Origin of the sequence: Streptomyces sp. NPDC088794, from assembly GCF_044750545.1 — a bacterium.
Taxonomy (GTDB): Bacteria; Actinomycetota; Actinomycetes; order Streptomycetales; family Streptomycetaceae; genus Streptomyces.
The window spans coordinates 115,070-127,291 of sequence record NZ_JBIVKB010000003.1; the positions used below are offsets into that span (position 1 = coordinate 115,070).

The 12,222-nt window shown below is 68.8% G+C and carries 11 protein-coding genes; 8 read left to right on the forward strand and 3 right to left on the reverse strand.

All coding sequences use genetic code 11. The features are described 5' to 3' along the window. The first annotated feature begins 117 nt into the window (after window positions 1-117). Window positions 118-1,854 (forward strand): AMP-binding protein, encoded by a 1,737-nt coding sequence (locus ACIP6U_RS09535; protein ID WP_401714546.1) that lies wholly within the window; start codon window positions 118-120, stop codon window positions 1,852-1,854. 42 nt (window positions 1,855-1,896) lie between these two features. On the opposite strand, the gene ACIP6U_RS09540 is transcribed toward ACIP6U_RS09535, so the two are convergent. Beyond that, complete coding sequence (locus ACIP6U_RS09540) at window positions 1,897-2,511, reverse strand: DNA-binding response regulator (RefSeq protein WP_401714547.1); 615 nt, start codon at window positions 2,509-2,511, stop codon at window positions 1,897-1,899. 12 nt (window positions 2,512-2,523) lie between these two features. Continuing rightward, entirely contained in the window at window positions 2,524-3,612 is a 1,089-nt protein-coding gene (locus tag ACIP6U_RS09545; RefSeq protein ID WP_401714549.1) for a sensor histidine kinase, read from the reverse strand. 623 nt (window positions 3,613-4,235) lie between these two features. On the opposite strand from ACIP6U_RS09545, the gene ACIP6U_RS09550 reads away from it, so the two are divergent. The 7 genes from ACIP6U_RS09550 (at window position 4,236) to rfbA (ending at window position 11,117) form a co-directional block, all read left to right on the forward strand. Beyond that, window positions 4,236-5,027 (forward strand): BTAD domain-containing putative transcriptional regulator, encoded by a 792-nt coding sequence (locus tag ACIP6U_RS09550; protein WP_401714551.1) that lies wholly within the window; start codon window positions 4,236-4,238, stop codon window positions 5,025-5,027. Window positions 5,028-5,304: 277 nt separating this feature from the next. Next, window positions 5,305-6,567: a beta-ketoacyl-[acyl-carrier-protein] synthase family protein gene (locus ACIP6U_RS09555; RefSeq protein WP_401714552.1), complete on the forward strand. Its 1,263-nt coding sequence runs from the start codon at window positions 5,305-5,307 to the stop codon at window positions 6,565-6,567. Next, window positions 6,564-7,784, forward strand: coding sequence for a ketosynthase chain-length factor (locus tag ACIP6U_RS09560; protein ID WP_401714553.1), 1,221 nt, complete (start codon window positions 6,564-6,566; stop codon window positions 7,782-7,784). Before ACIP6U_RS09555 ends, ACIP6U_RS09560 begins: the two co-directional genes overlap by 4 nt. Window positions 7,785-7,814: 30 nt before the next feature. Beyond that, window positions 7,815-8,087 carry an acyl carrier protein gene (locus ACIP6U_RS09565; protein ID WP_401714555.1) on the forward strand — a complete coding sequence of 91 codons (273 nt, stop codon included), beginning with the start codon at window positions 7,815-7,817 and terminating at the stop codon, window positions 8,085-8,087. 107 nt (window positions 8,088-8,194) lie between these two features. Further along, the gene (locus tag ACIP6U_RS09570; RefSeq protein ID WP_401714556.1) at window positions 8,195-9,865 is read left to right on the forward strand and encodes an acyltransferase domain-containing protein; all 1,671 of its coding nucleotides are present in this window, start codon (window positions 8,195-8,197) and stop codon (window positions 9,863-9,865) included. Next, on the forward strand, window positions 9,865-10,248 hold the full coding sequence (locus tag ACIP6U_RS09575; protein ID WP_401715509.1) for a DUF6059 family protein: 384 nt from the start codon (window positions 9,865-9,867) through the stop codon (window positions 10,246-10,248). Before ACIP6U_RS09570 ends, ACIP6U_RS09575 begins: the two co-directional genes overlap by 1 nt. Beyond that, a complete protein-coding gene (gene rfbA, locus ACIP6U_RS09580) occupies window positions 10,245-11,117 on the forward strand; it encodes a glucose-1-phosphate thymidylyltransferase RfbA (RefSeq protein ID WP_401714558.1) in 873 nt (290 codons plus the stop codon). The genes ACIP6U_RS09575 and rfbA overlap by 4 nt, the downstream gene beginning before the upstream one ends. Before the next feature lie 86 nt (window positions 11,118-11,203). Here the strand turns inward: rfbA and rfbB are convergent, their stop codons facing one another. Continuing rightward, window positions 11,204-12,199, reverse strand: a complete 996-nt coding sequence (rfbB, locus tag ACIP6U_RS09585) for a dTDP-glucose 4,6-dehydratase (RefSeq protein WP_401714559.1) — start codon at window positions 12,197-12,199, stop codon at window positions 11,204-11,206. Between the last annotated feature and the right edge of the window lie 23 nt (window positions 12,200-12,222).

Below are 12,222 nucleotides of genomic sequence, written 5' to 3' on the forward strand. Positions count from 1 at the left end.
GGAGGGCCCAGGACGCAGGGTCCCCGCACGCCGCCGCACGACCGCCGTTCGAGATCACCGCTCCGTGGCCGGGCCCGAGGTCGACAGCCCGGGCCCGGTCGCCTTCCAGGGGGAACGTTGAACAACGATCGTTCGTACGGCGAGACGATCCACGAGTGGACGATGGCGAATCCCCACCGGGAGGCTGTGCTGTCCGTGAATGGGAGCGGTCCGGACGCGCCCGTCGAACGTCTGACGTACGGCGAACTGGACCGCGAGGCCGCCGCGTTGGCCGGCTGGCTGTGGGAGCGCGGGCCGGTCGGCCAAAACGTGCTCGTACTTCAGTCCTCACCCCGCTTCTTCGCGGTGAGCGTCCTCGCCTGCATGTACGCAGGAGCGGTCGCCGTGCCCGTCGCGGTGCCGGGCACCAGCCAGCACAACGCGGACCAGGTCCTCGGCATCGCCAGGGACGCGTCGGCCGGAATCGTCCTCACGGACGCGGCGACGGCGCCGGACGTCTCGGTGCTCCTTGCCCGGCACGGCCACGACCGGATCAGCTGCCTGGCGGTGGAGTCGGCACCGGACGGGGACGGACTCCGCATACCAGTAGCCGACGCCGACCAGGCGGCCCTGGTCCAGTACACGTCCGGCTCCGCCCGACGGCCCCGCGGTGTGGTCCTGACCCACCGCAACCTCGTCGTGGGTCAGCGCACGATCGCCCGGGTACTGGAGACGCGGCCGGGCGACCGGATCGGCGGCTGGTCGCCGGTGCACCACGGTATGGGCCTGACCGGCCAACTCCTGCACCCGCTCTGGCTGGGAGGCACCTGCGTGCTGCTGAGTCCGGGCCTGTTCGACCGTCGGCCGGCGGCCTGGCTGGAAGTCGTCTCGGCCCACCGCCTGCGTGTGAGCGGAGGTCCCGGCCCGGCGTACGAGCTGTGTGCGCGCCAGGTCGGTGACCAGGAGTTGGCCGGGCTGGACCTGTCGGGCTGGGAACGGGCCATATGCGAGCCGGGACCGATCCGGCCCGAGACGCTGCGGGCCTTCGCGGACCGGTTCGCTGCGGCGGGCTTTCGGCCCGATGCGCTCAGGACCTGCTACGGACCGGCCGAGGTGCCCCTCCTGGTGTCCGGCGCACCGGGTGCCGAGGCGGCCCACCGCACCGTGGACACGGCCGCGCTGGAGAACCGCGAACTGCGTGCTCCGGTCCCCGGCCGGCCGACACGCACCCTGGCGGACTGCGGGGTGCCCGTCGGCGCCGAGCTGCGCGTCGTCGATCCGGTGAGCCTCGAAGTGCTTCCGGACGGAAGGGCGGGGGAGATCTGGGTCCGAGGGCCGGAGATCGCGGACGGCTACTGGAACCGCCCGCTCGAAACCACCGACACGTTCGACGCCCGCACTGCCGACGGCAGGCGCGGCTTCCTGCGCACCGGGGACCGGGGCGCGCTGTCCGACGGGCGTCTGTATGTGACCGGTCCGCCCGAGGACGCCGTCGGGCCGGCCGGGTCCTCCCTGTCCTCCGGTGATCTGGAGCGTGCCGCCCGCCAGGTGAGCGACCTGTTCGGGGCGGGCGCGGCCTTCGGTGTCGGTGTCGAGCAGGAGCACTTGGTGCTCGTCCTGGAACTGCGGGGCAAGGGCCACTACGACATCGACCTCCCCGGTCTCGTCCGGGCCGTGGAGAAGCACCTGTCCGAGGAGTTCCGGCTCACCCCGGGCGGAGTGTTCCTCGTGCCCCGCGGGACGATCCGCCGGACGGCCGGCGGGACAGTGGAGCGGAGCGAGCTGCGTCGGCTGCTGCTCGGCGGCGAACTCAAGGCCATCCACCAGCAGGTGGGGCGCGAGGTCCGGGAACTCATCGGCTCCCGAGCCCGGTGAGCCGGGCCCGGGCGACCGGTGCGCCGCTCGGCCGGTCCGGTTCTAGGGGATCCACCCCGCCTGTTCGGCGATGCGGATGGCGTCGACCCGGTTGCGGGCATTGAGTTTGGTCACCGTGGCGGTGAGGTAGTTCCGCACGGTGCCCTTGGAGAGGTGCAGGCGCCTGGCGATCTCCCCAGCCTCCGCTCCCTGCGCGGCCAGCCGGAGCACTTCCAGCTCGCGCCTGGTCAGGGGCGTGGCCTGTACGTCCCAGGCCGACAACGCCAGTTCGGGATCGATGACGCGTTGTCCGGCCGCGACGGCACGGATGGCGTTGGCGAGCCGGTGCGGTTCCGAGTCCTTGAGCAGGAACCCGGAGACCCTGGCGTCCAGGGCGCGCCGCAGCGTGCCCGAGCGGCCCAGCCCGGTCAGCATGATGGTCCGGCAGTCCGGCAGTTGCAGATGGAGTTCGGCCGCGGCGCTCAGCCCGTCGATCCCGGGAAGGCCGATGTCGATGACGGCGACGTCCGGCTTGGTCTTGAGGGCTGTCGGCACGATCGCGTCCCCGCGTCCGACGGCCGCCACCACTTCCAGGTCCCATTCCATCTCCAGCAGGGCCACCAGGGCTCCGCGCAGCATGGAGACGTCTTCGGCGATGAGGACTCTGACGGACAACATGGACCTCCGGTCTCAGGAAGCCGGTCGGACTGACTCCAGGGCGACGCCCCGGGGCGCCTCACACACCAGGTGGAACCAGCCGTCGTCCGTCGCTCCCGCGTCGATGTGCCCTCCGATGTCGTCGAACCGACTGGCCAGATTGTGCAGACCGTTGCCGCCCGGACAAGGCTGTCCCGGTACGTCGCCGACCAAACCGTCGTTGGCGACCACGAGCCGGACCCGCTCCTGCTCGCCGACCGCCCGGATCGTGACGTGCCGGACATTTGCGTGCCTGAGGGCGTTGGTCACTCCCTCGCGTACCGCGGTGGCCAGGGCGGTGTCCACGGCGGGCGGCAGGCTCCCGCACCGGATGTCGACGTGCGCGACGACTCCGATGGAGTTCAGCACCGACTCCACGGAGGACACCTCACTCTCCAGCGACATGCCTCGATAGCGCCGCGCCACCAGTCGCACGTCCGACAGGGCCTGGCGGGAGATTTCGAGAACCTCGTCGATCTCCTTGCGCGCCTGCTCCGGCCGGCTGGGCACCAGTTGATAGATCAGCTCGCTCTTCAAAGCGATCGACGACAGGCTGTAACCCAGCAGGTCGTGCAGGTCCATGGCGAACCGGCGCCGCTCACGCGATACGGCCCTGTGGGCCGTCTCCGCCTGCGAGGCCCATGACGCACAGACGAGTTGGGTGAGCCGGGCGAGGCCGAGAACCACGAGCCCGCAGAGGGCGGCGGTCAGGGCGGGCCCGATGGAGGACACCATGGACGATCCCTCAACCGCCGCGCGCACGGGTGCGTCGGCGACGACCAGCGCGAAGGCTGCCCAGGCGCAGAATCCAGTGAGCAATAACAGCGCGGAACCGGCAAGCGGCCCAATGAGCCCATTCCAGTTCGTCCCCGCTATTACCACGGAAAGGTAGGTCGCTGCCGCGACTAGAAGGAAGAGAGAAACTCTGCGCACCGACTCCCACTGCCGATAAGGAAGGAAAGGGAGAATCACCTGGAATACGACAAGTGGTATCGCGCACAGCACACACGCAATGATTTCCGCTGCCCCGGCCGCCCCTTTCACCACGTCGACCAGAGCCAGCGCACCACTGCTCAGCACCACAATGAAGAGCAGCAGTCGAGCAATTTTAAGGGCCCCACGCTCATGGTCCGATCGCTTATCACCGCAGGGCTCACCAAATAAGACATCCACCTGTCCCCCGCATAACTGAGATCAATTGCACTATTGGCCATATTGCAAAAGTCGACAGCGCACCGGACCCATAGTAAACAGGAAGCACTTAAGGAACAACCGTGCCCCATCCACACAATCACAGTCAGTGACCTAAACCTGCGTAAACAAGCCTCCCCCGTTCCGAAAACCGCTCCGACAAGGTGGGATCACGGACCCGGGACGGCGACGGTCACCTGCCCCGCCACGCACGGATGAGCGACGGCGACCCCCTTGCCCTGGCTTGAACTGTGGCTGATTCCAGCGGTGTGTCGCTACAGGACGGATGGCGCACGGTGGCGCAGCGTGCGGCCGCCGCCCACCGATCATGATCGTCCTGTGGCGCATCCGCACCTACGGATTCTCGACGTGATCCTGTGACACCTGGTAGTGCGGCGTTCACAGGATCGGTATGACATATTCACAACGGCGCTCGTGCGTCCCTCACTGTGCCTCGGGTCAGCCGGAGTGCGAGGCTCCACCGATGTCGTACCGGTGTCCGAGGGGAGCACAGGATGGAAATCAAGGTGCTGGGCCCGTTGATAGCCCAGGAGCGCGGAATCTCGGTGGTGCCAAGTGCGGCCAAGCCCAGGCAGATCCTCGCCGTACTCGCCTTCCAGGCGGGACGGATCGTCACGGTATCCACGCTGATGGAGGAGATCTGGGGAGAAGCCGTACCGCGCAGCGCCGCCACCACATTGCAGACCTACATCCTCCAACTGCGCCGCAAGATCGCCGGCGCGCTCCCGGACAACGCCACCCGGGGAGCCAAGGACATCCTGGTCACCCGGCACGGCGGCTATCTGCTCGACCTGCCTCCGGGACAGGTGGATGTCCACGAGTACGAGCAGTGCGCGTCCGCCGGACGGAGCGCGTTCGACGCGCACGACGACCAGGCAGCGTCCCACCTGCTCGGCGCAGCCCTCGACATGTGGCGGGGCCCGGCTCTCGTCGATGTACGCGTCGGACGGGTGCTGGAGCTGGACGTACTCCGGATCGACCAGGACCGGCTCGCTGTGCTCGAACGCCGCGTAGCCGCGGATCTGCGCCTGGCCCGACACTCCGAACTCGTACCGGAGCTCACCGTGCTGACGGCCCGTTACCCCATGCACGAGAACTTCTGCGCGCTGCTCATGCTGGCCGCCTACCGCTCCGGCAACGCCTGGCGGGCTCTTCAGGCATTTCAGCAGTTACGGTCCACTCTCATCGAGGAACTGGGCCTTGAGCCCTCCCCCCGGCTCCAGCGGCTGCACCAGTCGATACTCACCGGCGACCCAACGCTGGATCTGCACGTCGCGGCTCTCTGAACCGAGCCGTTCGCCCCGAGCGGGGACGCGCCTGAGGCGCGTCCCCGCTTCCGCGTCCCGCGCCCGCCCCGGACCGGTCCCCCGGCGCCGCGCTCCATGTCGGCACAAGCATGCGTCGAGGGGGCCGCCGAACGATGAACCGGATCGAGAGCGGTGGCCCGTCACGAGCGCGCCGCCGACCGATTCAGCGGGCGGGACACACCACAGAGACCCTGCGACGCCTCGCCCGCTGACCCACCGGACCACCCTCGGTCCCCACACAAGAGAGGTGACGACCTTGCGCAGAGTCGCCATCACGGGCCTGGGCGCGGTAGCCCCGGGAGGTATCGGCGTAAAGGAGTACTGGGAACTGCTCACCGCCGGCCGATCCGCCACTCGCACCATCAGCTTCTTCGACCCTTCTCCCTTCCGCTCGCGGGTCGCGGCCGAGTGCGACTTCGATCCGGTGTCGGCGGGCCTGACGCCACAGGAGATCCGCCGGCTGGACCGGGCCGCCCAGTTCGCGGTGGTGAGCACCCGCGAGGCCCTCGCCGACAGCGGCCTGGACGCCTCCCGCCCCGCCCCCGACCGGATCGGCACGTCGATCGGCAGCGCGGTGGGCTGCACGACGAGCCTGGAGCGCGAGTACGTGGTCGTCAGCGACGGTGGGCGCAAGTGGAACGTCGACCACGAGTACGCCGTCCCGGAGCTCTACCGGCACTTCGTCCCCAACACGATGGCGGCCGAAGTCGCCTGGGTCGCGGGCGCCGAGGGCCCTGCCGCCGTGGTGTCGACGGGCTGCACCTCGGGGCTCGACGCGGTCGGTCACGCGGTGGAGCTGATCCGCGAAGGAAGCGTGGACGTGATGATCGCCGGCGCCACCGAGGCCCCCATCTCACCCATCACCTCCGCCTGCTTCGACGCCATCCACGCCACCACCCCGCACAACGACGAACCGGAACGCGCCTGTCGGCCCTTCGACCGCACCCGAGGCGGTCTGGTGCTGGGGGAAGGCGCCGCAGTCATGGTCCTCGAAGAATGGGAGAGTGCCCGAAGGCGCGGGGCACACGTCTATGCCGAGATCGCCGGATTCGCCGCCCGCTGCAACGCCTACCACATGACGGGACTCAAGCCAGACGGCCGCGAGATGGCGGAGGCCATCGACGCCGCCCTGCAAGAAGCCCGTATCGCGCCGGAGGCCATCGGCTACATCAACGCGCACGGCTCCGGAACCAAGATGAACGATCGTCACGAGACAGGCGCCTTCAAGCGCAGTCTGGGCGATCACGCCCATCACGTGCCGATCAGCTCGGTGAAGTCGATGATCGGGCACTCGCTCGGTGCGATCGGCTCGCTGGAGATCGTCGCCTGCGCGCTGGCGATCGAGCACGGGGTGCTGCCCCCCACCGCCAACCTGCACGAACCCGATCCCGAACTCGACCTCGACTACATCCCGTTGACGGCGCGCGAGCAGCGGGCGGACGTGGTGCTCAGCGTCGGCAGCGGCTTCGGCGGTTTCCAGAGCGCGATGCTGCTGACCCGGCCACGGGTACGGTCATGACCGCCGCCGTCGTGACCGGCCTCGGCGTCGCCGCGCCGAACGGCCTCGGAACGGAGGCGTTCTGGAAGGCCACCCTGGCGGGAGAGAGCGGTCTGGCCCCGCTGACCCGCTTCGACGCGGCCCAGTACCCGTGCGTGATCGCCGGTGAGGTCAAAGGCTTCGTCGCCGAGGAGCACATACCGAGTCGGCTCATGCCGCAGACGGACCGCATGACCCGGCTCGCACTCGCCGCCGCCGACTGGGCCATCGACGAGACCGGCGCCGACCTGCGGCAACTGCCCGAGTACGGCATGGGCGTGGTGACCGCCGCCTCCGGCGGTGCCGTCGAGTTCGGCCAGCGGGAGCTGCAGAACCTGTGGAGCAAGGGCAAGGAACACGTCAGCGCCTACCAGTCCTTCGCCTGGTTCTACGCGGTCAACACGGGCCAGATCTCCATCCGGAACAAGATGCGCGGCCCCAGCGGGGTCCTGCTCACCGAACAGGCGGGCGGCATCGACGCCATCGGCCATGCCAGGCGACACATCCGCAAGGGCACACCTCTCGTCCTGTCCGGCGGTGTGGACTCGGCGTTGTGTCCCTGGGGTTGGGTGCCTCAGATCACCACCGGCCGCATGAGCACCGTGGTGGACCCGGACCGTGCCTACCTGCCCTTCTCCGCGGACGCGTCCGGATACGTCGTCGGTGAGGGAGGTGCCGTGGTCGTCCTTGAGGACGCGGCCTCGGCCCGTGAACGAGGTGCCCCACACGCCTACGGCGAAGTTGCCGGCTACGGAGCGACCATGGACCCGCCGCCCAGCACGGGCCGGCCACCCGGCCTACGGCGGGCGGCCGAGATCGCCATCGCCGACGCGGGCCTCACCCCGCAGAACATCGACGTGGTCTTCGCCGACGCGGCAGGCGTGCCCGAACTGGACCGGGCCGAGGCCGCAGCCATCACCGGGCTGTTCGGGCCGCGCGGAGTACCGGTGACCGCGCCCAAGACCATGACCGGCCGGCTGCTCGCCGGCGGTGCGGCCCTCGACGTGGCCACCGCACTGCTCTCCCTGCGCGCGGGAGTGATCCCTCCCACCGTCCATGTGCGGGCTCCGGCGCCCCAGTACGGCCTCGATCTGGTCACCGGCCGTCCCCGCGACACCGCTCCGCGATCAGCTCTGGTCCTCGCCCGCGGATACGGCGGCTTTAACGCGGCCCTCGTACTGCTCCGTACCGACGACTGATACTCCGCCCCCACCGAAAGGAACCACGACATGTCCGCAACCACCACGGTAACCCTGGCCGACCTCACCCGGATGCTGCGTGAGAGCGCGGGCGAGGAAGAAGGCGTCAACATGGACGGCGACGTCCTGGACGTCTCCTTCGACGATCTCGGCTACGACTCCTTGGCCATGCTCCAGGTCATCGGCCAGGTCCAGCGCGAATACGGCATCCGGCTGCCGGACGAGGCGGTCGCCGACGCAGACACCCCGCGCGCCCTGCTGGCACTGATCAACACCAGTGAGCACGCGCCGCAGACCGGGTGACCTGCCCAACTCCCGTACCGGGGACGGCACGACACACCTGTGTCCGGCACCCAACCGAGGTGTGCCGCCCCAGCCGTCCACGGGCCATGCGACGTAAGGAGACACAGTTGTTCTGTACAGCTCTGAACGTTGTCACACGAGATCTGACCGTTCCCGAGGAAGCTCCGGAAGGGCGGTCGCCGGCCGGCGCGCAAGCCGTCGGCACCGCCCTCGACGCGTTCGGGCTCACCGACTCACCGACGCGCGCCGGAACTGTCGTCTTCCTGGTGGCCGGTGACTCCCCGCCGTCCGCGCACGGTGGCATCGAGGACGCCACCGTGCGCACAGCGGAGTCGACGGTGTCCGCCTTGGTGCTGGCGCACGCCGAACTCGTCGACGGCACAAAGGACGTGGCGCTGGTGCTGACCGGTCTCGGTGAGCCGGGACCCGTGCGGGCCAGCCGGGTCACTCTGCGCAGGGTGCCCCAGGAGGACGACTCGGCGCCGGCGAGCGACACCACGCGGATGCTGCTCTGGTCCGGCAGCCGCGCGGGCGACGAGACACGGACCCGGGCCCGGCTCCGCCTGGTGGTCGAGGGGATGACGGACGACGTCTTCCGTGCCCTACCCGCCGTGGTGCCGTGCGGACCGAACCCAGGCCTTGTCCGGGCCGCCGCACTGTGCAGCTCCGCGAACCCCACCGCCGCACTGGACACGGCCACGGCGTTCACAGCCAACCGCCCACGCCGGGTGGCGCTGCTCTTCCCTGGGCAGGGCTCCCAGCACACGGGGATGGCCTCCGGGCTCTACCGGCACGAGCCGGTGTTCACCGAGGCCGTCGACACGGTGCTGGACCTGATGGGCGCCGAAGGTGCGGCGATCCGTGCCGACTGGGTCACCCCGCACCGGCCGGTCATCGACATGGACGACGTCCGGCGCGCGCAGCCGCTGCTGTTCGCCGTGGACTACGCACTCGGAAAGCTGATCACGAGCTGGGGAGTGCGTCCGACGGCACTGCTCGGTCACAGCGCCGGCGAACTCGTGGCCGCCACCTTCGCCGGCGTCGTGTCCCTCCCGGACGCCGTGACGATGATGCGAGAACGCGTCCGCCACGCACTGTCCGTCCCGGCCGGCGGAATGCTCGCCGTCGCAGCGTCCGAGGATCAACTGCGGCCCTGTCTGATCGCCGAGGTGGCCGTCGCCGCCGTCAACGCCGAGTTGCAGACCATGCTGGCCGGTCCCGCGGCCCAGCTGTCTCTCGTCGAGAAGCGGCTGCGCGCCGACGGCCACACCGTCGTGACGGTTCCAGCGACCAGCCCCTTCCACTCTCCCGCGATGGCCCCGGCCGCCGACGCCGTCGAGCGGAAGTACACGCGGATCGGTTTCCGGCCCCCTGACCTTGCGCTCTACTCCGGCTACACCGGCGGGCTGATGAGTGAACAGGACGCGCTGAGCCCACGGTTCTGGGCCCGGCAGATCACGGACACCGTGTATTTCCGGCAGGCCCTCGACCAGTTGCTCGCCGCGGAGGACATGCTGCTGATCGAGGCCGGACCGCGTCAGACACTCACCGCGTTCGCACGCCGACACCCCGCGGTGCGCAGCGGCGCGAGCGCGGTGGTGCCGACGCTTCCGGCCCGTCCCAAGGGCCCGGAGGCGGACCGCCGATCCCTGCTGGGCGCCGCGGCCCGGCTGTGGACAGAGGGCCACGATCTCAACGTCGCCTCGTTCTCCGGGCCTTGGGCGGACGGCGAGGACCGAGCCGCCCTCCCTTCGCCTGTCGTGCTGGGAGGCCGATGATGCTCTCGCGTCTCCTGCACGCGATCGCCAGATGGCTGATCGCGGCAGGAAGCATCTGGGTGTACGTCCCACCCATCCGCCATCTCGACGAACCCGGCCGACGGAGATCAAGCCGACCTCCCGTCACCCCTCACGCCAGGACGCGGACGGCGCTCTCGCGTCTCCTGCACGCGATCGCCAGAGGGCTGATCGCCGCAGGAAGCATCTGGGTGTACGTCCCACCCATCCGCCATCTCGACGAACCCGGTCCGAGGCATCCCGAGAGGCTCCTGCGCGGGATTCCGCTCAGCGAGGTCGAGCGCGATCTCGAACGTGCGCTGGGATCCGGCGAAGCCATGCCGTCTATGAACTCGATGCGATTCCGAAAGGACAAACGCGCATGAAGGGCATCATTCTCGCCGGCGGGGCGGGAACCCGTCTGCACCCGATCACCATCGGCACGTCGAAGCAGCTCCTCCCCGTGGGCGACAAGCCCATGATCTACTACCCGCTCTCGGTGCTCATGCTCGCGGGCATCCGGGACATACTCATCATCACCAACCCTTCCGACACACCGAACTTCCAGGCGCTCCTGGGAGACGGTTCCCATTTGGGACTGCGCGTCTCCTACGGGGAGCAGCACTCCCCGCGCGGTATCGCGGACGCGATCCTCATTGGGGCCGACCACATCGGGGACGGTCCGGTGGCGCTGATCCTCGGTGACAACATCTTTCACGGCAACAGCTTCTCCGTGACGCTGGCGGAGAACGCCGGAAAGGTCCGCGGATGCGTGCTGTTCGGCTACCGGGTCAACGACCCCCGGCGATACGGCGTGGGAGAGAGCGACGTCAACGGCCATCTGGTCTCCATCGAGGAGAAGCCCCAGCGCCCGCGCTCCAACCGCGCGATCACCGGCCTCTATCTGTACGACAACGACGTGGTCGACATTACGAAGAACCTCCGGCCATCGGCGCGCGGCGAACTGGAGATCACCGATGTGAACCGCGTCTACATGGAGCGAGGCCGGGCCCGACTGGTGGACCTGGGCCGGGGATTCGCGTGGCTGGACACCGGAACACCGGAATCGCTGTTCCAGGCGGGCCACTACGTCCGGACGCTCGAAGAGCGCCAGGGGGTGCGGATCGCCTGCATTGAGGAGATCGCGTTGCGCATGGGCTTCATCGATGCCGACGCCTGTCACCGGCTGGGCTCCCGCATGGCCTCCTCGGACTACGGCAAGTACGTGATGGCCATCGCTTCCGACCGGGGTTGAACAGACGACCGTTGGGCCCGTATCGGAAATTCGCAGGCGGGCCCAACAGGTGGCCTTCGCCGCGATCGCGGCCGGTCCCGCCCCCGTCAGCCGACGGAGGCGCCAAGCGTGGTGGCACGATGGGCGAGCGGCTCCCACCAGGCCCGATTCTCGCTGTACCAGCGGACGGTGTCGCCCAACCCGTCGGCGAAGGTGATCCGGGGTTCGAAGCCGAGTTCATCCCGGATGCGCGAGGCATCCAGCGAGTATCGCCGGTCATGTCCCGGGCGGTCCTGAACATGCTCCACTCGGTCCCAGCCCAAATCGAGTTCGGCGAGCACCCTGCGGGTCAGTTCGCTGTTGGTCAGCTCGGTACCGCCGCCGACGTTGTATGTCTCCCCTGCCCGGCCCGACGTGAGCACAAGTTGAATCGCGCGACAGTGGTCCTCGACGTGCAACCATTCCCGCACGTGGCGGCCGTCGCCGTAGAGAGGCACCTTCCCGCCGTCGAGCAAACGCGTGACGAAGAGCGGAATGATCTTTTCGGGGAACTGATAAGGGCCGTAATTGTTGCAGCACCTAGTCACGGTGGCCCACAGACCATACGTCCGATGAAAGGCCCGAACGACCAGATCAGACGCGGCCTTTGACGCCCCGTAAGGCGAATTGGGCTCCAACGGGGACGACTCGGTCCACGAGCCCTCCTCGACCGACCCGTAGACCTCGTCGGTCGAGACGTGCGCGAAACGTTCCACGCCTGTGCGCCGACAGCACTCCAGGAGAGTGTGTGTGCCGACGACATTGGTCGTGATGAAGGGCGTAGAACCCACGATCGATCGATCCACATGCGATTCAGCGGCGAAATGCACGACTGCGTCGTGCCCTGGCAGGACCTCCATGAGCAGATCAGAGTCGCAGATGTCACCCCGCACGAACGTCAGGCGCGGATCATCGTTCGGAAGGCTGCTGAGCGTGCCCGAATATGTGAGCTTGTCCAGCACGGTCAGCCGGCTTGCCTCGTGCCCCTGATAAGCGCCACCGAGGAGGTTGCGAATATAGTGAGAGCCGATGAAACCAGCGCCGCCAGTGATGAGAAGATTCACGGCCGCCGCCCTTCCGATTCCCG